Annotated in this window: 19 protein-coding genes; 8 read left to right on the top strand and 11 right to left on the bottom strand. The window is 60.1% G+C overall.

Features of this window, described 5'->3' with window-relative positions; all coding sequences use genetic code 11:
• Window positions 1-192 precede the first annotated feature (192 nt).
• Window positions 193-1,641: a retropepsin-like aspartic protease gene (locus ACYQ2I_RS06495; protein ID WP_460166193.1), complete on the bottom strand. Its 1,449-nt coding sequence runs from the start codon at window positions 1,639-1,641 to the stop codon at window positions 193-195.
• A gap of 285 nt (window positions 1,642-1,926) precedes the next feature.
• On the opposite strand from ACYQ2I_RS06495, the gene rpmB reads away from it, so the two are divergent.
• The 6 genes from rpmB to bioA all read left to right on the top strand — a co-directional run bounded on the left by rpmB (window position 1,927) and on the right by bioA (window position 8,111).
• Window positions 1,927-2,244 carry a 50S ribosomal protein L28 gene (gene rpmB / locus ACYQ2I_RS06500; RefSeq protein WP_460166194.1) on the top strand — a complete coding sequence of 106 codons (318 nt, stop codon included), beginning with the start codon at window positions 1,927-1,929 and terminating at the stop codon, window positions 2,242-2,244.
• Window positions 2,245-2,410: 166 nt separating this feature from the next.
• Window positions 2,411-2,704 carry an Asp-tRNA(Asn)/Glu-tRNA(Gln) amidotransferase subunit GatC gene (gatC, locus tag ACYQ2I_RS06505; RefSeq protein WP_460166195.1) on the top strand — a complete coding sequence of 98 codons (294 nt, stop codon included), beginning with the start codon at window positions 2,411-2,413 and terminating at the stop codon, window positions 2,702-2,704.
• Between the two features lie 72 nt (window positions 2,705-2,776).
• Entirely contained in the window at window positions 2,777-4,318 is a 1,542-nt protein-coding gene (gatA, locus tag ACYQ2I_RS06510; protein WP_460166196.1) for an Asp-tRNA(Asn)/Glu-tRNA(Gln) amidotransferase subunit GatA, read from the top strand.
• A gap of 75 nt (window positions 4,319-4,393) precedes the next feature.
• A complete protein-coding gene (gatB, locus tag ACYQ2I_RS06515; RefSeq protein WP_460166197.1) occupies window positions 4,394-5,872 on the top strand; it encodes an Asp-tRNA(Asn)/Glu-tRNA(Gln) amidotransferase subunit GatB in 1,479 nt (492 codons plus the stop codon).
• Window positions 5,845-6,654 carry an SAM hydrolase/SAM-dependent halogenase family protein gene (locus ACYQ2I_RS06520; RefSeq protein ID WP_460166198.1) on the top strand — a complete coding sequence of 270 codons (810 nt, stop codon included), beginning with the start codon at window positions 5,845-5,847 and terminating at the stop codon, window positions 6,652-6,654. Before gatB ends, ACYQ2I_RS06520 begins: the two co-directional genes overlap by 28 nt.
• A 65-nt stretch (window positions 6,655-6,719) precedes the next feature.
• Window positions 6,720-8,111 (top strand): adenosylmethionine--8-amino-7-oxononanoate transaminase, encoded by a 1,392-nt coding sequence (bioA, locus tag ACYQ2I_RS06525; RefSeq protein ID WP_460166199.1) that lies wholly within the window; start codon window positions 6,720-6,722, stop codon window positions 8,109-8,111.
• Between the two features lie 39 nt (window positions 8,112-8,150).
• Here bioA and ACYQ2I_RS06530 read toward each other — a convergent pair whose 3' ends face one another.
• From ACYQ2I_RS06530 to ilvD, 9 genes are all read right to left on the bottom strand, one after another.
• Entirely contained in the window at window positions 8,151-9,176 is a 1,026-nt protein-coding gene (locus ACYQ2I_RS06530; RefSeq protein WP_460166200.1) for a hypothetical protein, read from the bottom strand.
• Window positions 9,177-9,206: 30 nt separating this feature from the next.
• A complete protein-coding gene (locus ACYQ2I_RS06535; protein ID WP_460166201.1) occupies window positions 9,207-10,790 on the bottom strand; it encodes a hypothetical protein in 1,584 nt (527 codons plus the stop codon).
• Window positions 10,787-12,133: a MotA/TolQ/ExbB proton channel family protein gene (locus ACYQ2I_RS06540; RefSeq protein ID WP_460166202.1), complete on the bottom strand. Its 1,347-nt coding sequence runs from the start codon at window positions 12,131-12,133 to the stop codon at window positions 10,787-10,789. The genes ACYQ2I_RS06535 and ACYQ2I_RS06540 overlap by 4 nt, the downstream gene beginning before the upstream one ends.
• Window positions 12,134-12,553: 420 nt before the next feature.
• Entirely contained in the window at window positions 12,554-13,606 is a 1,053-nt protein-coding gene (locus ACYQ2I_RS06545; protein ID WP_460166203.1) for a saccharopine dehydrogenase family protein, read from the bottom strand.
• Between the two features lie 166 nt (window positions 13,607-13,772).
• Window positions 13,773-13,994, bottom strand: a complete 222-nt coding sequence (locus ACYQ2I_RS06550; RefSeq protein WP_460166204.1) for a hypothetical protein — start codon at window positions 13,992-13,994, stop codon at window positions 13,773-13,775.
• A gap of 98 nt (window positions 13,995-14,092) precedes the next feature.
• Window positions 14,093-15,817, bottom strand: coding sequence for a vWA domain-containing protein (locus ACYQ2I_RS06555; protein WP_460166205.1), 1,725 nt, complete (start codon window positions 15,815-15,817; stop codon window positions 14,093-14,095).
• A 60-nt stretch (window positions 15,818-15,877) separates the two neighbouring features.
• Window positions 15,878-17,296, bottom strand: coding sequence for a magnesium chelatase ATPase subunit I (locus tag ACYQ2I_RS06560; protein WP_460166206.1), 1,419 nt, complete (start codon window positions 17,294-17,296; stop codon window positions 15,878-15,880).
• 154 nt (window positions 17,297-17,450) lie between these two features.
• Window positions 17,451-18,413 (bottom strand): DUF1559 family PulG-like putative transporter, encoded by a 963-nt coding sequence (locus ACYQ2I_RS06565; protein WP_460166207.1) that lies wholly within the window; start codon window positions 18,411-18,413, stop codon window positions 17,451-17,453.
• Between the two features lie 748 nt (window positions 18,414-19,161).
• Window positions 19,162-20,997 carry a dihydroxy-acid dehydratase gene (gene ilvD, locus ACYQ2I_RS06570; protein WP_460166208.1) on the bottom strand — a complete coding sequence of 612 codons (1,836 nt, stop codon included), beginning with the start codon at window positions 20,995-20,997 and terminating at the stop codon, window positions 19,162-19,164.
• A 533-nt stretch (window positions 20,998-21,530) separates the two neighbouring features.
• Between ilvD and ACYQ2I_RS06575 the strand changes: the two genes are divergently transcribed.
• Complete coding sequence (locus ACYQ2I_RS06575) at window positions 21,531-21,854, top strand: hypothetical protein (RefSeq protein ID WP_460166209.1); 324 nt, start codon at window positions 21,531-21,533, stop codon at window positions 21,852-21,854.
• Here ACYQ2I_RS06575 and ACYQ2I_RS06580 read toward each other — a convergent pair.
• Entirely contained in the window at window positions 21,844-23,490 is a 1,647-nt protein-coding gene (locus tag ACYQ2I_RS06580) for a BNR-4 repeat-containing protein (protein WP_460166210.1), read from the bottom strand. The genes ACYQ2I_RS06575 and ACYQ2I_RS06580 overlap by 11 nt on opposite strands.
• A gap of 284 nt (window positions 23,491-23,774) precedes the next feature.
• On the opposite strand from ACYQ2I_RS06580, the gene ACYQ2I_RS06585 reads away from it, so the two are divergent.
• Window positions 23,775-25,115 (top strand): serine hydroxymethyltransferase, encoded by a 1,341-nt coding sequence (locus tag ACYQ2I_RS06585; RefSeq protein WP_460166211.1) that lies wholly within the window; start codon window positions 23,775-23,777, stop codon window positions 25,113-25,115.
• Window positions 25,116-25,262 lie beyond the last annotated feature (147 nt).

Genomic DNA, 25,262 nt, shown 5'->3' on the forward strand with positions numbered 1-25,262 from the left:
AAGAGACGCGTCGCAGAAGCCCTCTAGAGGCCAACCGACTCGCGATGTCTCATCCTGATGTGCCGCGGCCGGTCGGCCGTCGTCTTGGAGCATGAGCACGCATGCGCAAGATGACCTTATTATCGAAAAAGCCGCGCGCGAATCAAGGATTTTTTGGAAAGTTTCGGGCCGGCACGCCTGCGGACCACCAGGCTATCGCTCGGCGCTCGGTGAGCCGAATCGTTTGCGCAGAAGCCCAGTGAGGACGCCACAGGCCGCGACGAGAAACAGTACCAGCGCCGCCGGTTCGGGCACTGGGGCGGCGGCACTTTCAAGTGAGAATCGGGGGAAGGCGGGGCCGCTCGTGACTAGATTGCCGAGTAACGGGTCGGCCTCTGCGGCCAGGGCCAACAGATCGGTTTCGTCCGGATCGGGGATCTCGCGGGCAGCAGTGTAAAACGTTGCCTGGAACGAAGCCCCGAGCGGATCCCACGGGTCGTACAAGAATTCCGCGGCCGAGTTCCAGAGATTCATTCCCAGGATTCCGTCCAATCCCGATTCGAAATCGATCACGAACACAGGCGCATTCGTGAACCGCAAATCACTATCGGCCGTTCCGTCGAGGTCCGAATCGTAAGGAACGACGAGTTCGTCGAGCACATAACCTGGGACAGCTACGGGGGCCCCGGCGGCTCCGACGATGTCGATTGTGGTTTCCGGTGCGTTCAAGTCGAGCCCTAACGAGGAGGCCACGTCGCTGCTGATCACACTTACCGACGCGCCCGTGTCGAGCAGAAAGGTGAGATCGGTTCGCTGCGCGCCGCCGTCGGCGACGGAGACGTTCGGCTGTATCGGATTCGGGGCGACCGTCAAATCGTTTCCCGGCGCCGGATGATTCGTGTCGCCGTACATCGCCAACGGAATTCGGACCGGATCGGTTGTCTCACCGACGATCGCCGTCAATCGAAGCCCGGGCTGGACGAACGTCAAATCGGGCATGTAATAAACCATTCCCGCCAACAGCGTACTGAGGAACGGGTCGTCGGCGAAAAGTTCGCCTAAGTCGAGCGCATAACCTCGCATGTCGACCAACGCGGCGGCACCGGCATCGGACGGATCGATCTTGCCGAGATGGATTGGAGTGCCCGCGATGTTGGGGAGCTGGGCGCTGCCGTCGTAGGTGCCGACAAACACTTGCACGCCGGGTACGGAAACGCCGCCGGTGAGGTCGAAGGTCGCGTCCAACGACAGCCCCGACCAGTTGAATGTGACAGCGTGGATACCGTCGGCCCAAAAACTCACCGGTTGAGAAACATCTCCGACGACCGTTCCGTCGATGGCACCGGCCTGAGCACCGCCGGGGACTTTGATCGGGACCGGGTTTCCTTGAAGGGAGAAGCCCTCTTGGTCGGCCGCCGAAAGGGTCACGACGCTGGCTCCCGTATCCCAAATGCCGAAGGCAGCTCGCTGTTCTCCGCCGCTTTCGTAAATTTGGACCGTTTCGATCTGGTCACCGTACCAATCGAGTTCGGGGATCAGCGGGATTTCGAGAACTCCGGCCCGAATCGACTCGGACGCCGTGCCGAGGATGATCGTGCACGCAGCGACGAACGCCGTCCACACACCGGGCCGAAGGAATCGGCAGCTACAGTGCTTTTTCATGGTTGGACACCCCGATCCTGGTTGCCGAGAAACGGATCCCGTTGATTTCGGCAAAATCGTAAGCCTGTATGCAAAATGGCAGCTTGCGGGAGCTACGTGTGGATTGATGCCGAGATCGATTGTAATGGCGCAAAGCAGGCGTGCAAGGAATTCGGAAAGAATACGTTGGCACGGTGGTAGCAAACACCCAGATATAGGGAGGTTCGCGTCCTCTTGCAATGCCTCGAACGACCGATATACTAAGGGTTTCTTTCGCCATTGCAGGCCTCCCCAAGGAGTCCAGATATGTCGCAGAAGTGTGAAATTTGTGGAAAGACCGGCGTTCAAGGCCGTTCGATCACTACAAAGGGTAGGGCGAAATACCTCGGTGGTGTCGGTACCAAGATTACCGGTATTAGTCGCCGGCGGTTTCGTCCCAACCTCCAGCGGGTTCGTATTACGGATAAGAACGGTGCGCCTCGCCGCGTGCGTGTTTGCACTCAGTGCCTGCGATCGGGGGCTGTGACGAAGCGGATTCGGCAGAAGCCGTTCGAACTGCCCGCCGATGCGGAAGCCGTGTTGGCTTCCGGCGCCGGCAAGGGACGCAAACGCCGTAAGAAATAACGACGTGACACCGGGCGCCGGAGGCCGGCCCCAGTCGCGATCGACGTGCGCATCGGACCGCCTTCGACACTTTCGGGTTCGCAGGCGGTTTTGCTTGCGCGGTCGTCTTTTCGGAGAATCGTCGCTAAACCGGTTAATCGGCGCGAATTCTGGGGGAGGACTCATCGTGGGACTGTCGCGTGCCGACGTGGAAAAAGTGTCGCTGTTGGCTCGGTTGGCGCTCTCGGACGACGAAATCGACGTCATGGCCGGGCAATTGGCGAAAGTTCTCGATTACATGCGGCTTCTCGAAGAGGCCGATGTCGACGGCGTCGAGCCGTTGGCGCATGCCGCCGACGTCACGAACGTGTTCCGCGCCGACGAGGTGAAACCGAGTCTGCCTCGCGAAAAGGCTTTGGCGAACGCACCGAATCACGACGGCGAGTGCTATCGCGTGCCGGCGGTGCTTGGAGACTTGTAGTTCTCGTTCCCCGGCGATTGCCGGTCCTCGCAGTCGGTCCTCTTGTTCTTTCACGATAGTTCGGGGGTCCTCATGGATATCACCGATCGCTTCGCCGTCGAGTGGCTGAACGCGTTGGAAAAAGGGGAGGTTTCAGCAGTCGAGCTGACGAAGGCGTGTTTGGACCGTATCGAATCGCACGACGAAACGATCGGCGCGTTTCTGACGGTCGATGCCGAGGGTGCCCTCGCACAAGCGGAAGCCGTCGACCGTAAGCGGAAGGCCGGTGAAAAGCTCGGTCGGCTTGCCGGCTTGCCGGTCGCCGTGAAGGACGTGTTGTGCACCAAGGACCTGCCGACGACCTGCGCTTCACGCATGTTGGCCGATTTTCGCCCCCCCTACGATGCCGACGTGATCGAACGTTTGCGTCGCGCCGATGCGGTCATCATCGGCAAGACGAACATGGACGAGTTCGCGATGGGCGGATCGACGGAAAACTCCGCGTTCAAGCCCACGCGAAACCCTTGGGATACCGCTCGTATTCCCGGTGGTTCCAGCGGTGGTGCCGCTGCGTGCGTGGCGGCCGGAATGGTACCGTTGTCGGTCGGGTCCGACACCGGCGGATCAATCCGACAACCGGCCGCGTTGTGCGGCGTCACGGGCTTGAAACCTACCTACGGGCGTGTGAGTCGGTACGGTCTCGTCGCGTTCGCCAGTAGCTTGGATCAAATCGGCCCTCTTGCCCGCAGCGTCGACGACTGTGCCTTGTTGTTGGAGGTCATCGCCGGGCACGATCCGCGGGATTCGACTTCGGTGAACCGCGATGTGCCCGCGTATACCGAAGCGGTCGGTAGGTCGCTTGACGGATTGAAGCTTGGTGTCGTTCGGGAACACTTCGCCGAAGGGCTGGACCCGCAGGTCGAAGCGGCCGTTCGGGAAGCGATCGAAGTTTATCGCTCGTTGGGAGCCGACGTTCGAGAAATCTCGCTTCCGCACAGTAAGTACGCCGTCGCGGCGTACTACATCATCGCGCCGTGCGAGGCGTCGAGTAACCTCGCGCGTTACGACGGTGTGCACTACGGGTATCGAACCGACGTCAAGGCGGTGCTCGACGAACTGGCGGCGGAACGCAAGGCTTGCCTTGAGCGAGGCGACACGACGGCGGCCGAAGAAATCGATTCGGCTTTGGTTCGCATGTACCGGAAGACGCGGGCGGAAGGATTCGGCCCCGAAGTCAAACGCCGAATCATGTTGGGAACGTATGCCCTCAGCGCCGGGTACTACGACGCGTACTACCTGAAGGCCTCGCGTGTGCGTCGCTTGATCAAAAACGATTTCGATGCTGCGTTCGCCGACGTCGATTTGATTGTCGGGCCGGTCACCCCCGGTCCCGCTTTCAAGTTGGGGGACAAAATCGACGACCCGCTGGCAATGTACCTGTTCGACCTGTATACCGTCGGTACGAACCTTGCCGGTTTGCCGGGAATTTCGGTGCCGTGCGGGTTTACCTCCGAGGGGTTGCCCGTCGGTTTGCATTTGCAGGCACCTTGGTTCCGTGAAGACTTGCTTCTTCAGGGGGCGGCCATGTTCCAGCGGGAAACCGACTGGCACACGAAATTGCCGTCGCTTGGTTGAGACGGTGCCGTGGGAGCAGATTGCGTCGCGACGAACGGGCGAACGAAACGACGGATTATCCGAGGATCGGTTGACATGACCAATGCCGCTGCCGCCGACTACACGATCGTGATCGGGCTGGAAGTTCACGTCCAGTTGTTGACCGAGAGCAAACTCTTTTGCGGCTGTTCGACGAAGTTCGGTTCACCGCCGAACACGCAGACCTGCCCGGTGTGTATCGGTATGCCCGGCGTTCTGCCGGTGATGAATCGTCGAGCCTTCGAATTGGCCATGAAAGCGGCATTGGCGCTCAACTGCCGAATTGCCCGGTTTACGAAATGGGACCGCAAGAACTACTACTATCCCGACCTCCCCAAGGGATACCAAATCAGCCAGTACGACTTGCCGTTCAGCAGCGAGGGATGGCTCGAAATCGACGATCCGGCAGGGGAGGGCGTTCGACGGATCGGGATCATCCGAGCGCACCTCGAAGAGGATGCAGGCAAGAGCATGCACGACGAGGCGGCCGGGCGGGCCGACAGCCGCATCGACCTCAATCGTACCGGTACACCGTTGCTGGAGATCGTCACCAAACCCGACATTCGGTCTCCCGAAGAGGCTAAGGCTTTCCTCACCGAGTTGAAGTTACTGTTGAATTACATCGGGGTTTCCGACTGCAACATGCAAGAGGGAAGTTTGCGGGTCGATGCCAACATCAACCTGCACATTCCCACCGAAGACGGTACGGCCGCCACACCGATCGTCGAAATCAAGAACATGGGCAGTTTCCGCGCGGTCGAGCGGGCGCTGGCCTACGAAGCGAAGCGTCAGTACGAAGCCTTCTTGGAAAACGGGCATCGGCTGGGCGATGTTCCCAAGCAAACCCGCGGATGGGATGAAGAATCGCAAGTGACCCGCGCCCAGCGATCGAAAGAAGAATCCAGCGATTACCGTTACTTTCCCGATCCCGACCTGGTGCCCGTGACGGTCACCGACGAAGAAGTCGAGGCCGCGCGAGCCTCGTTGGGCGAACTTCCCGCGGATTTGCGGCGTGAATTGCGGGAACGGTACGGTCTACCCGGCTACGATGCGGGGGTGATCGTCGCGCAGGGGCGCGAGTTCGTCGCCTATTTCCGCAAACTGGCCGAGTGCTGCGGTGAGCCGAAAACGGCGGCCAACTGGTTGCAGCAAGACGTGTTGCGAACGTTGAACGCCCAAAGCAAGACGATCGACACGTTTTCGGTATCGGCCGAAACATTGGGAGACTTGCTCACGCGTGTGGTAAGCAAGCGACTCGATACCGCCCGGGCGCGAAAGGTCTTTGAATATCTTGTCGAGAACGGCGGGACGGTCGAAAAGGCGTTGAACGCACTGCAATTCGAAGAGGTCGATGAGGCTGAAATCGACGCCTTGTGTCGCGAACTGGTCGAGCAGAATCCGGATGTGGTCGCCAAAGTGAAGGCGGGCAATCCCAAGGTTATCGGTCGACTGGTAGGACTGGCGAAAAAGCGAAACCCGAACGTCAACCCGGCGCAGGTGCAAGAGCGGTGTCAGGAATTGATCGACCAAATGTGAAGCCGATCGTCACGTTGACGACCGATTTCGGTGTCGACAGCCATTACACGGCGATCATGCGCGGGGTGATGCTGTCGATTTCGCCCGAGTTGTATTTGGTCGACATTTCGCATCGCATTCCGCCGCAAGACGTCCGGCAGGCCGCGTGGATCTTGGATCAGGTGGCCTGGTCCTTTCCGCGGGGAACCGTCCACTTGGTGGTGGTGGATCCCGGCGTGGGAACCGACAGGGCGTGCGTCGCGGCAGAGATCGACGGCCGACGGTTCGTCGCACCCGACAACGGCGTGCTGTCGCTGGTGTGCCGGCGCGCTTCACCCGACTGGTGCGTTCGATTGGAGAACCCGCGATACCGCGGGGCGGAGATTTCCGCGACGTTCCATGGACGCGACATCATGGCACCGGCAGCGGCACATCTGGCGGTCGGCATCGAGCCACAGGAATTGGGGCCGACCCATTGTCTGCAATCGACAATCCGGTGGCCCGAACCGGAGGTCACACCCGAGGGGATTCGCGGCGAGATCGTGACGGTCGATCCGTTTGGAAACCTCGTGACGAACATTCTCGGAACCCAATTGCCGCCGCCCGCCCGACTGACCGGTTTTCTCGTCGGCGATCGAGAAGTCAAGCATTTCGTGCACACGTACGCCGAGGCCTCTCCCGGCATGTTGGTGGCTCTCATCGGATCGCACGGCTTTCTCGAAATTGCCCAAGTCGACGGAGACGCAGCCGCTACGCTGGGCGTAAGGCCGGGTGTCGAGGTCTTCGTCTCGTGCCGTCGATAAGCAAAAACGACCTTTGTTTCTGACCCGACGGCAGCGATCCATCGATTGGAGCGTCGGATACGACCATGAACAACGAACCTAATAGCGCATCGAATACCGCTCGCCGCCCCTCGCGGGAAGACCTGGAACGTTGGGACCGTGAGATCGTCTGGCACGCCTTCACACAGATGGCCGAGTACGAGCCGTTCATCATCGAGCGGGCGGAAGGGTGCACCCTGATCGACCTCGATGGAAACCGCTACATCGACGGTGTCAGCAGCCTGTGGTGCAACATTCACGGTCATCGCCATCCCGTCATCGATGCGGCGATTCGAGAACAACTTGCCCGCACCGCTCATGTGACGAATCTCGGGCTTTCGAATCCGACGACCATCCGGCTGGCCAAGCGACTGACCGAGATCGCTCCAGCGGGATTGACGCATGTGTTCTTTTCGGACGACGGGGCCACCGCCGTCGAGGTCGCGTTGAAAATGGCGTTTCAGTATTGGCGACAACGTCCCGATCCGCGACCCGAGAAACGACTGTATGTGGCGTTGGGTGATGCGTACCACGGCGATACGATCGGTTCGGTGAGTGTCGGCGGTGTGGAACGCTTTCACGCGATGTTTCACCCGTTGTTGTTCGAGACGATTCGATTGCCCGTCCCCGATTCGTATCGGCGGCCGGCGGGAATGTCGGACGAAGCGTTGACGGCGCACCACCTCGCGAAACTCGAAGCGGTATTGGCCGAGCGGGCATCGGAGATCGCGGCAATGGTCATCGAGCCGTTGGTGCAGGGGGCCGCGGGCATGATCATGCATCCACCCGGCTATCTGCGAGGGGTGCGGGAACTCACACGCAAGTACGATGTTCTCCTCATCGCCGACGAGGTGGCCGTCGGTTTCGGAAGAACCGGGAAGATGTTTGCCTGCGAGCACGAAGACGTCGTGCCCGATCTTCTGTGTTTGGCGAAGGGGATCACCGGCGGCTACATGCCGCTGGCCGCTACGCTGGCCACCGACGAAATCTACAACGCTTTCTTGGGAACCTACGCCGAGTCGAAGACGTTTTTCCACGGACACACCTACGGCGGCAATCCGTTGGGCGCCGCAGCCGCTTTGGCCGTGCTCGACGTGTTCGAAAAAGAGCAGACCCTTGCCCATTTGCCGGAAAAGATCGATCGATTGTCGCTACACCTCGAACGTATCGCGCAGTTGCCGCATGTGGGGGATGCACGCCAACGCGGCATGATTGCCGCCGTCGAACTGGTGGCCGATCGGTCGACGAAGACGCCCTATCCGTGGGAAGAAAAACGCGGCATGCAGGTATGCGATCACGCGCGCAAACGGGGGGTTTGGCTGCGGCCGTTGGGGAACGTCATCGTCATCATGCCCCCGTTGGCCGTCTCGCTGGATGAAATCGACCGCATTTGCGAGGCGGTCGAAGAGGGGATACGCCTCGTGACGGAAGGCGATTGACCGCAAAGGCGTTTGGGGGACGGCCGGGAGAATGACGGATCATTCGGCCATCGATTTGCTTCCGTCGGGTGCCCCGGAGATCGGAAAGCCCTTCGGCAGCGGGCGCGCTGCTGCGGCGTATCCAAGTTCGTGCACGACATCGCGCAGCTTGCGAAAGTTGCCGAAATCTTCCGGATACACCCAAATCGTGATGACGGTCGTTTGCGGATCGTATCCGGCCAAACGACGGCGGAACATCGAGGTCGCTTGCAAGGCTTCCTCCACCGTTTCGCCGGTCACCGTTCCGGAGGGAATCAAGACCCAGCGTTTCAGTTCGATTCGCCCCCCGGCGACGGGGCCGGCGCTCCAGCGGTCTTCCGGTGTTGCGGATTGCCGCCCCAACGTGTACCGCAGGCGATATCCACCGATCGGTCCGACGGTTGCCGTGATTTCAGGCATTCGCAGCAGGCTGGGAACCCGCGTTCGGGCGTCGTCGACAAGCTCCTTGAGTAGTTCGTCCAAGGGGATGAACGTGATCCGCCCGTTTTCCAGTCGAAAGTGGATTTCGGTTTCGTGGTCGACTTTCTTGCCGAGCGGTGTCACACGGTGCCGGATTTCGATCGGCTGAGAGGCCTCGTCCAACGCGGCCCGCTCGCGAAGAAGATCGTCGGCTTTCCGTTTCGCCTCGGCGATGCGGGCTTCGAGTTCCGCACGCCGCCGCGACTGAGTATCGAGAGAGGAACGGACCTCGGCAAGCTTTTCTTCCAAAGCCAGTTTCAGAGCGACGAGTTGTTCTCGCTCGAATTGGCGAACGACGCGTTCCCGTTCGATGGCTTCGATTTGGGATGCGAGCTGGGCGATCTCGCTCCTCAGCGTTTCGACTCGCAATTTTCTCGCGGCCAGTTCTTCGATCATCGCGTGCGAAGGGGCCGCTTGAGGCGCGATCGACAACGGCGGCGCATGCTTGACCCGGACGCCGACAACCATGACCAGAATGATCAAGATGCCGACGATGTTCGTTACGATGTCGAGGAACGAATCGTAACCAGGTTGCTGTCTGTTCCGAGGTTTGCGTTTTCGGATCATGGTTGCTTCCGGCGTTGGACGGCGCGGCGGTCATCGGGGAGAGGATCGAGACTGCTCGACGGCCAGGCCGCTGTCTTCCAGCAGGATTTTCAGCTCTTCATAGCGAGATTCGGCGCCCGGCGCTATTCGAACGGCGAGCACGGGCTTCCAATACATGCCGTAGCCGGCGATCCCCCAGCCGTCCATGATGTTCCACAGAGCGGAAGCCAGGCGATCCATACTCGGTTCGAGCGAACCGCGGACCTCGATTTCAACGGGCGCCGCACCGGGCGTGTCGGGTACGATCACGAGCTTGTCGGGATAACAATCCACACGGACCGGCCGCGTGACGGGAATTCCGTCCGCTGTGTGGTCGGGCAATCCCCAGTTTTCGCCGCGGGTACGTGCCAGCGGACGTACGCTGCCGCCGACTGCGACACCATGTTTGGGTGTTTCGCCTGCCCAAGTGCGGTTCGGTTGCCCTTCATTCGAGTTTGCGGCATTGGGCGGAGAAAGGCGTGTACCACCGGTCGCCGGGGCGTCGGCCGCGAGTGCTGAACCGACCGGCGGGCGAATTTCCGAGGCGCTTTCCGCGACCTCGGCATACTCACCGGAAGGGCTGCGCGATCGTTCGGCCTCGATCGGAGCCGAGAAGGTCGGAAATGCGTTCTCGTCGGCAACCGATTCGGATGCACCGCCGGAGCGACCGTACTTGCGAGGAGCCGCTCGAGCGAGCAACTTCTGCCGAAAGCGAGCTTCGGCAACGGTTGTGACCACCAGTTCGGCCAGTCGCGGATCGGGGGCCGGGAACGCCAAGTCCCAGTCGGCTTCGATCAGTTCATACCCGAATTCGCTGCCCCACGACGTCATCGCGGCTCGGGCGGCGTAGTAACCCGCGATCCCGTCGGGCCGAACCAACAACAAAGGATACGGCTCGCCTTGCGACGAATCGAAGCGACCCGACTGCATGAGGTATTCACGGACCGCCCGCAGCGCCGCATCGAGCGGATTTCCCGGGCCCAGCGGACCGCTGAAGTCGGACACGGTGAACCGGATCCCTTCCGGTTGAAGAATGACGGCGTCGCTGCGGCACTCGAGATAGATGGGGATTCGTCGGGTGCCGTACTTGCCGTCGAAAGGAATGACGGCGTAGGAGCGTTCCCTTGCCTTTCGTCTTGCTTCCGCCAGTTCCGCCTCCGCCTTGGCGACGGCCTCTTCCAAGCGAGCGGCCTTGGCTTCCAGTTCTTCCAAGGTGAACGAATCAGAGTGCTGAGGCGGGCGTTTCAACTCGGCCTCGAGACGCACGACTTCTTCGCGCAGCTCACGAATATGTTGCTCGGCATGGCCCAACAACCGCCTTGCGTCGGCGAGCTGCTTTTCGGTGTGTTCTTTCGAGGCAGTGAGCGCTTCGATTTGCCAGTCGAGTTCTTCGCCTAGTTTCCGGATTTCGTCCACCGAAAGGGTCGGTTCGGTCGAGGTCACCGATTGGATCGCTTCGAGACGCATTTGGCGTGCCATGACCACCAACAGCACGATCAGCGCGCCCATCGTACAGATGAGCACGGCGAGAAAGGGAAACAGTGAGACGGGGGTTCCGTCCGTCTTCGATATGGAAACGTGCCGTCGCACACTCATGCGGCTTCACTCGCGCTGTCGGAATCGAGCCGAACCCTGCCTGCCGCACTGTGTGCCCGTCGATCCAATTGCGTGCTGAGCAGGTTGACCGCAGCGGCAAGGCTGGCCACGACCTCTTCGAACCGTCCTGTTTCGGCAAGTGTTTCCAGATTGCGGTTCAATGCCGATTCGAGCTTGGCGATTTCGTCGGTCGCCTGGACGGCACGTCCGACGGTTTGGACGTGTCGTTCCATTGTCGACTGCAAACTTCGCAGTTGCGCGGTAGCGGCGGCGGCTTCCTCGATCAAGGCAGACCAACGCGATTCGGTCCGGTTGCGCGATTCGGATTCGACTTCCGCCAGGCGAGTCAAATGACGATCGGTCGCGTCGGCAAGCCGGTTTCCCAGCGAGGCGGCGACGGCCTCGCTGCTTTCGGTAATCGCCGCAGCCAATGTCGCGCCGAGGCGATCCAACAGCGTATTCCAGCGTTCCTCTTGTCGGCGAAGCGACTCGGCTTGGGCCGAAATCATCGTCTCCAGCAACGAGCGAACCGGGGCGAGTTCGCCGTTTGCCGCCGGGTCGACAGCCGGAAGGCGAGCGGTAATCTGCTCGTCGACCAGTCGATCCAACTGGCTGAGCATGCCCGATTCGTACCGATCGGCTACGAATTGAAGGAACATCAGGATGATCGACAAGGCCAACGCCAAGGCGGTCGTGTCGAAGGCCACCGTCAAACCGGCCATTACGACCGGCAGAGTTTCTTCCAAGGCTTTCGGAGAAAGATTGCCCAGCGCCAAGGCAATCCCGATCACGGTGCCCAAAAAACCGAGAATGGGAATCGCCCACACGATCAGTCGTACAAAGCCGAAGCTGCGATCCTGCTCTTCACGATCTTGGTCGGCCAAAAGGACGACGCGATCGTCGATTCCCTCGGGCGATTGCCGGTGGATCAGGTGTTCCAACAACGATTCGATCCGCCGGACCGGGTAGGTGTCGCGTTTCGACGGCGAAAGCTGCCGCAGTCGATCGACAATGCGGTCGAACGCTCCGAGCAACTTGCCGAAGGCCGTTTCGTGAATCGAGGAGGCCTTCAGATCGCCGAGTTCCGAGTCAAGGCGTCCCTCGAGCTGTTGAAGCAGGCGATATTCTCCCGCGGTGCGAAGCAGTTTCAGCACCAAAACCGCGGCGCCCAAAAAGAACAGAGCAGTTTCAATATACTCCACCGGGTGGCCGGTCGTGTATCGCCGCACGATGCCCATGCCGGGAATCGGTAGCGAAACGACGGCGGCAAACGAGGCGAAGCCGATTGCCGCCCAGAAAAACGGGTACAAGATAGCTTTCCATTTGCGATGGAGGTTCGCCATCGGTAGGCTCCAGAGTGATCTTCGAATGGAATCCGGCGGTGAAAAGGCTCACCGCGCAGAGGTGCCCCTACATCAAGGTCCACACGATCGGTATCGGCAGAGAATCCCGCAGAATCGATCCAATCCGCAATCTTTCTGTAGATTACGCAAGAAAGGCAGCTTGGGAGGTTTGGTGTGGCCGCATTAGGTCAGTACGGCGGGCGGGAGAGAGGTCCGGCGCTTTTTGCCCGGTTGCTCATAAAGTTACGGTTCGTTTGGGCCGATTATTCCCTTCGTACCAAGCTTCACGCGGAGAACGGAAGCTCCGTTTGCGGCGAGGTATTTCCAGAGACATCTTGCCCAGGGGGGACCAGCCCGGTTGAGCGAGCGCGCGACTGCCGGGCTGACTTTTTGCGCCTACTCCGCTTTTGGAAGGGGACCTCAGGCGTCCGGCGTTGTCCACGCCCAGCGACAACCGGGAAACCGCTCGATCAGATAGCCGCCGAGCGCCTGGGCCGGAGTATGGAAGCCCGGAGGAATCGAGCCGGCAAGGACTTCGCCGGCGATTTCCAAAGCGGTCAGAACGGTCAAGTGATAGCCGTCGGGTGTTTGCAGAGTCGCCGCGGCCGCCTCCGATTCACCGGTTGCCCGTCCCCAAAACGATCCCGGTATCGAAGGGGATTGCTCTTGCGGTGCCAACGAACGGCGGACGAAAGTGGCCAGTCGCTCGCGCGAAACGAGCCGCAGCAACGGCGCCAACCGACCGAAAAAGCGAAGAAAACGGACGCGACTCGGCGGCATGGCCAGGTAGACGGTGATGTTCGGAATACCGGTAGAATACCAGGCCGAGGCTACATCGCCCCACGGAACGGCCACGGCCGTTTGCGTGCCGTCGGCGAAAGGTACCTTCCGAATGAGCGTGCCGAACGGCACCCGCACGAGACGCCCGTCGCGTCGCACGACGCAACCACGCGGAATCGCCTCGGCAATGGTTCGCGCCGTCCCGCGACTGATCGATCCTGCCGTCGCAAAAGCGAGTTCCAGCGAGGTCGCATTCAAAACGCGTTCAGCCAGACGCACGGCAAGACAATCGCTCGGTACAACGTCGAACCCGACCGCGGGCATCAGGACGACACCGCGGCTCTCGGCACGTTTGCCTTGTGCTGCGGCCGCTTCGATGACGTCGATTTCGCCGGTGATGTCGAGGTAGTGAACGCCGCAGCGAAGGCAGGCTTCCATCATCGGTGCCGCCGTTTGCGAAAACGGACCGGCACAGTGCAGCACGAGCCGACAACCCTCGAGTCGATCGGCGATTTCTTCGACCGAATCGAGAGGAAAATCGCGGATTTCACCGTCGCACTCCGCAAGCAACGTCTCCAATGCGTTGGGATTACGTCCCGCCAAGATCGGGCGTTGGCCGCGGCGATAGGCTTCGAAGGCGATCCGCTTGCCCGTGTAGCCATAGGCGCCGTAAATCATCCAATCCGAAGCCATGACACAGCCCTCTCGATAGTGGACAACTCGCCCCATAGCAGTAGAACGGCACGACTTGAGTGCCGTGAGATTATACGCCGAGCGAGATCCGGCAGTCGACCGAGCGAAAAGAATGCCGAAGCCGATAACGCGCAGTCAAAAGGGGCGCCGAGAAAAGAGGAAGGCGTTAGGCCGTCTTGTCGATCAGCTTTCCGGTATCGAGACTCTTGCTTTGTTGAACAGCGTTATCCAACAGCTCGACAATCGCCTGTCCTTGCGATTTGGCCGCTTCGAGTTGCTTTTTGGCGAGGGCCATCTGGATTTGATTCGCCAAGGCACTTTCCTTGGCTTGGCACACAGATTGGACCGGATCCATCAGCGACTCTCCCGTGAGCTCAAGACCGACCATGCCCCTTATTCGTTATCGACCGGCCGGAAAGCGATTCTGTGAGGATTCATCGGGCGGTCAAGATGGAGGGATTGCGTTGAAAAAAGCGGCCGGGGGGGTTAGGAGATGATGTCCCGTCGCCGCTGGAAATAATCCCACACGACGTAGCGGTCGAGATTGCGCCCGGCTGTGAAGAACACGCGTCCCTGTGTCGATTCCGCCAGTCGGTAGGCAAATTGGATGTCGGCCCGGCTTTGGTTCCAGCTCGACAGCAAGAAAATGTTGATGGTGATGTCCTCGCGTGCACACAGGTGGGCCTCGCGAAGCGTCGCCTCTTCGGTACGCGGATCAGGAGGGTACAGGAAGAAGAGTTGTTCCTCTTCGAAGTGGGCGGTAGGAAGGCCGTCGGTGATCAAGATTATTTGGCGGTTGGGCGTATCCTGGCCTGCCAGCAACCGCCGCGCGATGCTCAGGCCGTGCTGGATGTTGGTGAAGTGCGGGGGCAGATCCGATTCGGTCAAATTCGGGTCGCTCATATCCGCCCGCAACCGAACGATCGGATCGAAGATCGTCACCGGCTTGGGGAGCAGCGCGGCGATTTCCGAGGGGTGCCGCATTTTGGCGACACTGTACACTTCGACGAAGCGGAGGATATCGCCGGGGTATTCTTTGACGATCAGGCCGTGCAGCGCCAGGGCCATCCGCTTGACGTCGACGTACAGGCCGTCGTAGCGCATCGAGCCGCTCATATCCATGAGAACGACCGTGGCACATTTCGGCGTATTGCGCGTCCGGTGGACGAGAATGTCGTCGGGCCGAAAGCGGATCGGCAATCCGGTTCCCGAGCGGATCATCGCGTTGATCATCGTGCCGGGAATGTCCATCGCCGCAGGCGAATCGCCGAATTCATACGGCACGCTGTCGGGCAGTTCCACGGCCCCTTCTCCGGCGATCGGCCCGCGGTGTCTTCCGGAGCGCGCAGCCTGGATATCGCTGAAGATGCGATCCAGCAACTTCGCCTGAAAGAGCCGGTATGCCTTGGGCGTCAAGACGAACCCGTCCTTGGTCCGTTCGAGGCCCTGACGCCGCGCGAGATCGTCGAGCATTTCGCGAATTTGGTCGGCGATCCGCTGAAGATCCTCGAGCTGTTCTTTTTCGGCGAAACGAGCAAGGGCCTGCATGTCGATGATCGCCGGCTTCGCCTTCTTTTTCGCTTCTTCCAATTGAGCGATCAACCGATCGATCGTTTCCAGTTCTTCTTTGACGGTCAATGCTTGCTCGACCGTCAGCGGTTCGCGGCCGGAGAACGCATAGCGTGATGCCAACAGTTCGACCTGGTACAGATTGCCCATGTGTTCGATCAACCGGGGGAGGCATCGCGAGAATTCCGGCGCGCGGCGTTCGGCCCGATACCAAAGTCGCTCGAGGTCGTAGATTTGACGTTCCGCTACGGCTCGTCGAAAGGCCTCACGGAACAGGGCAGGGGGGCGTGCTTTCTTTGCAGCGTCTTCAACCCGGCGAGCGGCTTCGCGCTGCACGCGGTGCGTTTCGTAGGTCGCCAGGATTTTGGCCTTGCGCTCTTTCAACAGGCGCAACAGTGCATCGATACTCGGTCCCAATCCGGCGATCATGCGAGGATCGAGTTCGATCGCTTCGGCCAATTCTTCTTCGGTCAATTCCCGCAGATCGCCGAACGCCAGCAGATGCTCGAAGGCGGGAGTGACGATGTCGGCGGTCGGTTGCCGTGGACCGGGAAATCGCTGGGGATCGTATCGCTGGTAGACGTGCACGATGCCTCCGACGGGAGGACGTCGTGACGGCTTGCGGGAATTGCGACTGCTCATTGGAATCCCCGGTGTTGGTATTCGTCCTGCCGACCGCGTCGGCGGAGATTCACCGAATCGTCAGAGTTCATACACAATCTTGCCGTGACGCGTCACGCGAGAAATGCGTTCGGTAGCGTACAGGCCCGCGAGAACGAATTCGACGCACGAGGCACGCATTGCCGGATCCGAGGCCGTGTTTACCTCGAACGCTTTTTCCCAGGCGGGCGGCACACGCTGCAATCGTTCGACGTATACCGACGAAGGCAGCAGGTCGCCGACTTCGATTCGAACGCCGCGGGAAAAGATTTCGGCGATTTCTTCGAGGCCGTGTTCGTCGACGTATTCGCGGAATACATCAGCGACCGCCTCGGCGATGATTGCTTCGAGAACCTGTCGCTCGCTGAGCTGATGGCTCGACATTAGATCAAGTTCGAGTTTGCCCAGCGACGACGACACGATGTGCTCCAAGTCGCTGATCCGAGGTACGGCCGGTTTTTCTCCCAAGACGACCCCTCGTTGCCGAGCCGAGGCGACCATCGTGCGATAATTGGCGATGCTGAAGCGGGCGCTGACGCCCGACTGCTGATCGACGTATTTCGATTGTCTGGCGACAATGCTGATCTGCTCGATGATTTGCTTCATGAAATAGGGGACGACCACCGGGTACTCGCCGCCCAGGTCGATTCCCGCCTCTTGTTCCATGATGCGAATCCCCAAGTCGCGGTCGGTCGGGTAGTGCGTGTGAATGACCGCGCCGATGCGGTCCTTCAGTTGCGGGATCACCTTTCCGCTGCGGTTATAGGTGGCCGGGTTCGCGGAAAATAGAATCAAGAGGTCGAGGTCGAAGCGAATAGGATAGCCGCGAATCTGGACGTCCCGTTCTTCGAGAATGTTGAACAGGCCGACTTGAACGGCCTCGTCCAGTTCGGGAAGTTCGTTGACGGCAAAGATCCCGCGATGCATACGAGGAATCAGCCCCAGGAACAACGATTCCTCAGCCGACATGCTCGCCCCGGTGGCCAGTTTGGCGGGATCGATTTCGCCGATGATGTCGGCGAACTTCGTGCCGGGGGCGAGGCGTTCGGCGTAGCGCTCTTCGCGCGGCCACCAGGCGATGGGAATCTTTTCGGGAGGCAACTCGGACGTGAGACGCTTGCCTCGCGACGTGATGGGACGAAACGGATCTTCGTGAAGCGGGATCTCGGGATCGTCGATGTACGGAATCGCGGGATCCAAGAACCGCACCAGAAGACGCATCAATCGCGACTTCGCCTGTCCCTTTTCGCCCAAAAAAAGCATGTCGTGACCGGCGATCAGTGCCAGATTGATTTCGGGAATCACCGTGTCGTCATAGCCGACGATGCCGGGGAAGAGTTCCTCACCGGCCGCAAGGGCGGCAAGCAGGTTGTCGCGGATCTCTTCTTTGACGGTTTTCGATCGCCAACCGCTTTCTTCGAGTTCCTTGAGGTTCGTCGCGCGCGATGTCGTCGTGGCCATGCGTCTCTTGTTTCCCTCGCTGTTGTCGCCCGACGGCGGTCGTCGGCGCAAGTCGATCATTTCTGGGAAAGATGGTGACCTTGCCCAATTCTAGCGCCGAAGCGGTTGGAGCCAAGCAACCTACCGGCCGTTCCAAGATGGCGGAATCGGCAGGTCAGGGAGCCTGCACGACTTCGCCGCCTCGTCGTGTGCTCAAACCCAGGAAGACATCGGTGTCGATTGTGTCGGGGACGAAGTGAACGGAGCCGTCCGCCCGCAGAAAGTTCACCCCTCCGGGATGCTCGCTTCCGAAGTTGTGCACGAAGTGCTCTTCATCGACTTCGGAGTTAGGCGGAAAGGCAGCCACGCCTACCACACGCGCGGGGGCATGTTCACCGCCGGAAATCACGCCCACCCACGTCGAGGGGGCATGACGGGAGCTGCGTTCGCCGACGATCAGCGTGTTACTCAATCCGTCGATGAAATCGCGGAAGGACACCTGGCGGTTCAAGAAAAACGTACCGTCGCCCTGGCAGCCGTTGAATGCGGGACTGTCGGGATCGCAAACTGCGTGCATTTCCAGGGTACCGAACATGCCGATGTAATTCGACTTGGGAACTTCGGTGGGAAATTGGACGTGAATGCCGGGGACTTCCTCGTCGTGATCATGGTCGTGATCTTCCGCCAACGCGAACGTGCGACGCGATTGGTCGAGATCCGAAGGACAGCGAAACGTCGGGATGGGGATTGTGCGTGCGCCGGCATTAATTGGGTCCCAAACCGGCGCGTCGTAGTGAACTTCGTTTTCAAAAACGTTCGCTTGCTCGATGTACGGCAACAACACGGCACTCCATGCCCAGCCCGGCGAGCCCTGCCAGTGCGGTTGTTTTGTGCCCGGAATGTAACCTCGCCAACCGGCGGGTAACCCCTTGTGGGCATCGTGATACATATGCATCGCCAGCCCGAGTTGCTTGAGATTGTTTGTGCATGAGGCCCGGCGCGCCGCTTCGCGGGCGGCTTGAACGGCGGGCAAGAGCAAGGCGATCAGAATTCCGATGATTGCGATGACGACCAACAATTCGATCAGCGTAAATCCACGAAAAGCGCGACGGAAGCGTGGGCTATGGACGGAATACATGACTTGAATCTCCTCCGAACGGTTCATTTGATAACGGCATGACACAAGCTGGACGATTGCGCGCGACGACACGAACGATTCGACCGTTCAGGCGGCGCGCGGAAGAAGACGATCGGCAATTCCGTCGTCACGCCGTTCGAGGAGGGGCACGACTGTGCCACGCAGAGAAGTTGCCCGCTCGGGGTGTTGCCTTTGCATGGGCGACCGACCGGACCACGACATCGAATCGGACCGGTCCTACGATCGATGCCGTTTCCGACGCCGGGGTTCGCTGAAAACGGCATACGAGGCAATGCGTGTCGCGATGATCCGCGGAATCGGACGAAACGAACCGACGCTGTACACCGTTTGCATCGCGGGTTGCGAGTTCATCCGCTTCAGCAACACATCCGTGGTCGCACGATGCCCGGGAATATTCTTGCAGTCCGGCGTGGTTGTGCAGACCGATCGCGCCGACCGAAAGGTAGAGAAACCATCCGGTCAAGAGTATCCGGCCGAATTTACAAACCTTCGTGCGAACCACGGTACTTGCCGTTACCGGATCCAATCAGTCAAGCAGGTGGATGTGTATAGATTATAACTAGAAAAGCAAGAGCGGCTTCCATTCGTTTCGAGGTTGTCCCTTCGACGCCTGACGGTTGCAGGAGGGCTTCGAAAGCAAGAAAAGCCGGAAGACGCACTTTCGATGCGTTTTCCGGCTCGAAATCGTGGGTCGATTTATCGGCTCAGCCGGCGTGCCGGCAAACCGCTATTGGTCCCAGCGAAGCACGGCACCTTGATCGGCGCTGGTGGCCAGCTTCGCATACTTGGCCAAGTAGCCTTTCGTGTAACGAGGCGCCGGCGGCTGCCAGTTTTTCTTGCGTTCGGCAAGTTCTTCGTCGCTCAACTGCACAGCCAGTTTGCGGTTCGGGATGTCGATCTCGACGATGTCGCCGGGCTGTAACAGGCCGATCGGACCACCCGCCGCCGCCTCGGGGCTGACGTGCCCGATGCAGGCGCCGGCCGTTCCACCGGAGAAACGTCCGTCGGTGATCAAGGCGACACTGTCGTCCAGCTTGACACCTTTGAGGGCGGTGGTCGGCGCAAGCATTTCTTGCATGCCGGGGCCGCCTCGCGGTCCCTCGTAGCGAATGACGACGACGTCACCGGCCTTTACCTTGCCGTTGACGATTCCCTCGTAGGCCTCGGTTTCGGATTCGAAAATGACGGCCGGTCCCGAGTGTTGCATCATTTGCGGGAGGACGCCCGCCGTCTTGACGACCGCGCCGTTCGGCGCCAGGTTGCCGTACAAAATGGCCAGGCCGCCGTCTTGGCTGTAGGCGTTGTCGACCTCGCGGATACAGTCATAAGGATCGAAGCCGAGCTGTTCCGCCGACAATTCCCGCACGCTGCCGACGGTCCGTTCGACGTTGAGGCCTTCGACATTCCGCTCGCCGGTGGTCGTGACCGCCGCCAAGGCCAGTGCTTCTTCGCACACCTTCTCGCCGCGGATGTCGTACTCGTCGATGTTTTCCCCCAGCGTCTTGCCGGTGACGGTGGGACATTCGAGATGCAGCAACTGGGGGCGTCCTCGACGGATCGAACCGAGAATCGTGTGGATGCCGCCGGAATTGTGGACGTCTTCGACATGATAGCTGCTGCTGGGTGCGACCTTGCACACATTGGGCGTGCTGCGGCTGAGGTGGTCGATCCGGCTGATGTCGTAAGGGATTTCCGCTTCGCGGGCGACGGCCAGCATGTGCAGCACGGTGTTCGTGCTGCCGCCCATCGCCATGTCGAGCACCATCGCGTTGTCGACCGATTCGGCCGTAACGATTTCGCGGGGCAACAGGCCGTGGCCGTCCCCTTTTGCTTCGTACTCGAGAACCATTTGCACGATGCGTTCGGCGGCACGGCGGTACAGCTTCTTGCGCTCGGCGCTGGTGGCGACGATCGTTCCGTTGCCGGGCAACGCCATGCCCAACGCCTCGCACAGGCAATTCATGCTGTTGGCGGTGAACATACCCGAACACGAACCGCACGTAGGGCACCCGGCCTGTTCCAAGGCGAGCAATTCTTCTTCGGACAATTTGCCGTCTTGCTTGGCCGCGGCACCGATGAAGACGTCGATCAGATCGACTTTCTTGCCGTCGGGCGTGCGGCCGGCCTCCATCGGCCCGCCGCTGACGAAGATAGTCGGGATATTGCATCGGACGGCCGCCATCAGCATGCCGGGCACGATCTTGTCGCAGTTCGGAATGCAAATCATTCCGTCGAAGCAGTGGGCCTGGACCATCGTTTCGACCGAATCGGCGATCAGTTCGCGGCTGGGCAACGAGAATTTCATCCCGCTGTGCCCCATGGCAATACCGTCGTCGACGCCGATCGTGTTGAACACGAACGGCACGCCGCCTGCCGCGCGAACACATTCCTTCACATACTCACCCACTTTGTTCAGGTGGACGTGACCGGGAATGATGTCGGTGTAGCTGTTGCAAATGGCGATGAAGGGCTTTCGGAAATCGTCTTCTCCGACGCCGGTAGCGCGTAAGAGACTACGGTGCGGTGCGCGTGCATCGCCCAGTTTGATCGTGTCGGATCGCATGGTCGTCACCTGAAAATATTTGAAATATCGTCATCGAAACGGGGATGGCCCAAAAATGCTATTCTAGCGATGCCGCCGGGGCGAAAAAAGGATCGCAAAGCAATCGGCGCGCCGCGTCGACGGTTGACCGATGTTTCCGGAAAGCCATAATGGTTCTAGTCGACGTGAAGTTTCCCGTACCGCAGCAGCCGAGAAAACGATCGGTCTGCCGATGTAATAATGCGGGAACACGTGCGTTCGACGGCAAAGGGTGCAACATGCGTGTTGCAGGGACTCGGTCGTACGTCTTTAGTTCATGACCGAGAGTGATCGGGGATGGTCGGGCCGCCATCCGGTTCGGAAACACACGTTCCGGAGACTGCACGATGGCAAAACCCCGCAAACGCGGTGGGCGAAAAACGTCCGCCCGATCTTCTGCACAACCTGCCCAAAACGATTCTCCCGCGCTGCAAAGCTCAAACGCGGAATCTTCGCGGACCGACGACAATCGCGAGACGGATTCCGTGTCCTCACCACCACGCGACGATACCGACGTGGCCGCTGACGATGCGACGACGCAAAGCGCCGGCGGTTGTCTCGTTCGCCTCTATTGGATGGTGGTCGGTTATCTGATCGCGGTGATTTGCGGCGTGTCGATCATCAACCATCACGGATCGTTCTCGGTGGTCGATGTCGTTTATTGGGCGGCCGTCGCGGGGATCATCGTCGCAAGGTATGTGGACGTCGTGAAATTTCAAGGCACGAGAACCGACGGGAAACCGGCCACTCTGGCCGATTGGAAACGGCATGCGGCGATCAACGTCGCGGTGGCGATCGTCGGCTGGGCTGTGATCCACTTCGTGCGCATCAGCGGGTGACGGTCACTTCTGCGGTAGACGGTTCCGAATCGCTTCGAGGCCGAGGGGCGACTTCCTCGCCGCGCCATACGGGAATCGGTCGCGAGAATTCTCCGGTCGTCACCGGCGGCAGCATGAAGACGGTGTCTCCGCTTCGATTCGTGAAATACAGGCGGCTTTCCGATTCGCGGCGCGCATGGCCGTCGGCCCATAAGGCGTAGAAATCGGGCTGCGCTCCGAGCGGCCGGCGAATGTAGGTGTGGTTGAACACGCTTTGAGCCGTCAAGCGACGCACTTTTTCCCAATGCCGGCCTCGATCGCGGCTGGTCCACATGACGACTTCGCCGCCGGGATTGTACGCTTGTGGCCCGGTGTCGGTCGGTGCGATCAGCCGCCAGGTTCCGTCCGGCTCGATGTAGAGCGGCCCGTAGTCGTAGTTGTGGTCCGAGGTGGTGACGTCACGAATCACCCATCGCGTGCCGTCGAATGCGGCCGTGTGCCAAACTCGCGGACCCGATTCAGGACCCGAGCGGTAGCCGTTGCTCGTCAGGTACAGAATCACCGGACGCCCTTCGGCGTCGTAATTGATGTCTTTGAGGTACACGAGCCTGCCCTCCGAGGCGTAGTCATGTACCAACGCCGCGTTGTCCGGCTCCAGGAGCGGGAGGTCGATCGGTGTGCCGTCGGCGGTTTGCCACGTGTCGCCACCGTCGCGGGTTTCCAGATAGTACAAGTTCGTTCTTGCGTTGAGACCACCCTGCCGGGGATGGACGTTGAACGCCGTTCCTACTCCCCACGGGGCCGGCCAACTGATCTGGTATTGGCCTTGGGCCATGGCTGCCAACAGGCGACGATTCGACCAGGTGAATCCGTCGTCGCTGCGCCAAACGAACAAGAATCGTCTCCCCTGTTCGTAATGCGTGTGGAGAAAACAGAAGCCTTTTTGGGGGACGAACCATGGTTGAGAATATGAAAAATTCGTTTCCGCGATTCTAATGAACGAATCGATCGCGTACGGCTTTTCGCTGCGATGGACGAACGCCGGTCGGGACGTTCCGTGGGCATTCGAGAAAATCCACACGTATCCCTCGCCATCGATGACCAGCGTGGGGTTGTCGTGGGCGTCGTCCGTCTGTTTGTCGAGCAGGATGCGGGGGCGTGCCACCAGGCCGGTCTCGTGGTCGTAGTACGAGATCATATGCAGCAGCCGGTTGGCGTCGGACGCTCGCCCTCCGAAAACGAAGAACGTCTTGCGGACTTCAGGAGCGTAGATCGCGATCGGATTCAGTTGCTGCGGGTACGTTCCCAACCCGCCACTGTACTTGTACACGTATTCGTCGCCCGACGGTTGATTGGGATACCAGATTCCCTGGAAGCCCTCGGCATACGGAAGGGGGAACGGCTTTTCCGTTGCGACGGCGGGCAGGGGAGAGTTGTCCACTCGCTGCCAAAGCGGTATCTCCGGCGGCTCCGTCGGCGGCGAGTCCTGGGCAGCGGGAACCCCGCGGCTGTTTTCGGCGACGGGCGGTTCTTGCTCGACCGGCGGCTTCGCGGAGGACTGCCCCAAGCACGGCACGGCAAGGAAACCCGCGAGGAGGCTGCCGGCAAGCAGAAGAAAAAGCCGCGTTCCGCGATCGTGAGAATTGAATTGGTGCATCGGCGACACCTTGAAAAAGGAGATTGTAAACCCAAAGCACTCCAGCGGTTGGCAGTATGTTTCGGCAATTCCCTCAAAGCAAATGTCTGTGCGCCCGGCGATCGGGCGAGGCAAGGTGGAAACGACCTGTCCAGAGGCGGGGTGTCGGCTTGTGGGCGAGATAGGCGTGCGGTATCCTGAGGGTTTCTTTGTCGGTCGCCGGGTTCCGTCCGAGTGAACCGCATCACCGTCCCCCCATTCGGCGGGAAAACCGATTCGTGGTTGTTACGAACAGCGAGGTCACGATGGCGCTTTCGAAGTCCACCAGCGACGTTTGCCGAGAACGGTTTCCCAACTTGCGTGAGAACGATCCGGAACTGTACACGCTGATCGAACAGCAGGCCGAATACGAGGCGACGACGCTCAAGATGATTCCGTCGGAGAACTTCGCCTCGATCAACGTGTTGGAAGCGACCGGTTCGGCCCTGACCAACAAGTACTGTGAGGGATATCCCGGCGCCCGCTACTACGAAGGCAATGATATTGTCGACAAGATTGAAAACCTCGCCATCGAGCGTCTGAAGGCCTTGTTCGGTGCCGAGCATGCCAATGTGCAGCCTTATTCCGGTTCGCCTGCGAATCAGGCGGTCGACCGGGCGTTGGCCGAACCGGGTGATAAAATCATGGGCATGCCTGTGCCTGCCGGAGGGCATTTAACACACGGGTGGAAGGTCAATTTTTCGGGACAGGATTATCAAACCGTTCATTACGGCCCGCGGGTCGACACGGGGCTTCTCGATTACGACGAGGTCCGCGAGATCGCGCGGCGGGAACGGCCGAAAGTGATTTGGGTGGGCGGCACGGCCTATCCTCGCACGTTCGACTACAAGATCTTCGCCGAGATCGCCCAGGAGATCGATGCGTACTTGGTGGCCGACATTGCCCACATCAACGGGCTGATTGTCGGCAAAGTACATCCTGATCCGGTGCCGTATTGTGATGTGGTATCGAGTACGTGCCACAAGGCACTGCGTGGTCCGCGGGCAGGATTCATTCTCAGTCGAATCGAAGATCGCCTGAAAGACAAGTATCATCCCGACAGCAAGCTGAACTTGGCCAAACGCATCGATCGAGCCGTGTTTCCCGGCTTGCAGGGCGGACCACATATGAACGTCATTGCGGGCATGGCGACTGCCTTTCGTGAGGCGGCCACCGACGCCTTCCGCCAATACGCGGCTCAGGTGGTCAAGAATGCGAAACACCTGGCCGAATCGCTTTTAGCCAAAGGCTACAAATTGGTCAGCGGCGGGACGGACAATCACCTTCTGATCATGGACTTCCGCGACAGCGAGCATACCGGTAAAGAAATCGCCAAAGCGCTGGCGGCAGGCGGCATCATCGCCAATTTCAATATGGTGCCCGGCGATCCGCGAAAGCCGTTCGTTACCAGTGGTGTGCGAATGGGAACACCCGGCTTGACCAGTATGGGCATGAAAGAGCCGGAAATGGAGAAAGTCGCGGAGTGGATCGACCGGATTTGCCGCAACATGGACCGTTTGGATGAAGTCGCTCCGCAGGTGCGGGCGGAAGTGGCCGACTTGTGCCGTCAATTCCCCGTGCCGGGATTGCGATCGGCAGCGGTGTGATTCTAATTGTCTTTCGAACGTTCGACGGGCGCCGGGAGTCTGTCTAGATTCGGGTATCGCGGGGGAAGACGCGCGCGGGCAGAGACCGGCGAGCGGTCTCGCACAAAAAAACGCCGCGCCCCGAAACAATCCATTTCAGGACGCGGC

The sequence above is a fragment of the Thermostilla marina genome, assembly GCF_054657455.1.

What these genes read in the sequence shown, in the direction of transcription:
- ilvD (WP_460166208.1), bottom strand. Translation starts at nt 20,997, where the DNA reads ATGCGATCCGACACGATCAAACTGGGCGATGCACGCGCACCGCACCGT.
- bioA (WP_460166199.1), top strand. Translation starts at nt 6,720, where the DNA reads ATGAACAACGAACCTAATAGCGCATCGAATACCGCTCGCCGCCCCTCG.
- rpmB (WP_460166194.1), top strand. Translation starts at nt 1,927, where the DNA reads ATGTCGCAGAAGTGTGAAATTTGTGGAAAGACCGGCGTTCAAGGCCGT.
- ACYQ2I_RS06495 (WP_460166193.1), bottom strand. Translation starts at nt 1,641, where the DNA reads ATGAAAAAGCACTGTAGCTGCCGATTCCTTCGGCCCGGTGTGTGGACG.
- ACYQ2I_RS06540 (WP_460166202.1), bottom strand. Translation starts at nt 12,133, where the DNA reads ATGGCGAACCTCCATCGCAAATGGAAAGCTATCTTGTACCCGTTTTTC.
- ACYQ2I_RS06530 (WP_460166200.1), bottom strand. Translation starts at nt 9,176, where the DNA reads ATGATCCGAAAACGCAAACCTCGGAACAGACAGCAACCTGGTTACGAT.
- gatB (WP_460166197.1), top strand. Translation starts at nt 4,394, where the DNA reads ATGACCAATGCCGCTGCCGCCGACTACACGATCGTGATCGGGCTGGAA.
- ACYQ2I_RS06545 (WP_460166203.1), bottom strand. Translation starts at nt 13,606, where the DNA reads ATGGCTTCGGATTGGATGATTTACGGCGCCTATGGCTACACGGGCAAG.
- ACYQ2I_RS06550 (WP_460166204.1), bottom strand. Translation starts at nt 13,994, where the DNA reads ATGGTCGGTCTTGAGCTCACGGGAGAGTCGCTGATGGATCCGGTCCAA.
- ACYQ2I_RS06560 (WP_460166206.1), bottom strand. Translation starts at nt 17,296, where the DNA reads ATGGCCACGACGACATCGCGCGCGACGAACCTCAAGGAACTCGAAGAA.
- ACYQ2I_RS06555 (WP_460166205.1), bottom strand. Translation starts at nt 15,817, where the DNA reads ATGAGCAGTCGCAATTCCCGCAAGCCGTCACGACGTCCTCCCGTCGGA.
- gatA (WP_460166196.1), top strand. Translation starts at nt 2,777, where the DNA reads ATGGATATCACCGATCGCTTCGCCGTCGAGTGGCTGAACGCGTTGGAA.
- ACYQ2I_RS06580 (WP_460166210.1), bottom strand. Translation starts at nt 23,490, where the DNA reads ATGCACCAATTCAATTCTCACGATCGCGGAACGCGGCTTTTTCTTCTG.
- ACYQ2I_RS06535 (WP_460166201.1), bottom strand. Translation starts at nt 10,790, where the DNA reads ATGAGTGTGCGACGGCACGTTTCCATATCGAAGACGGACGGAACCCCC.
- ACYQ2I_RS06565 (WP_460166207.1), bottom strand. Translation starts at nt 18,413, where the DNA reads ATGTATTCCGTCCATAGCCCACGCTTCCGTCGCGCTTTTCGTGGATTT.
- ACYQ2I_RS06585 (WP_460166211.1), top strand. Translation starts at nt 23,775, where the DNA reads ATGGCGCTTTCGAAGTCCACCAGCGACGTTTGCCGAGAACGGTTTCCC.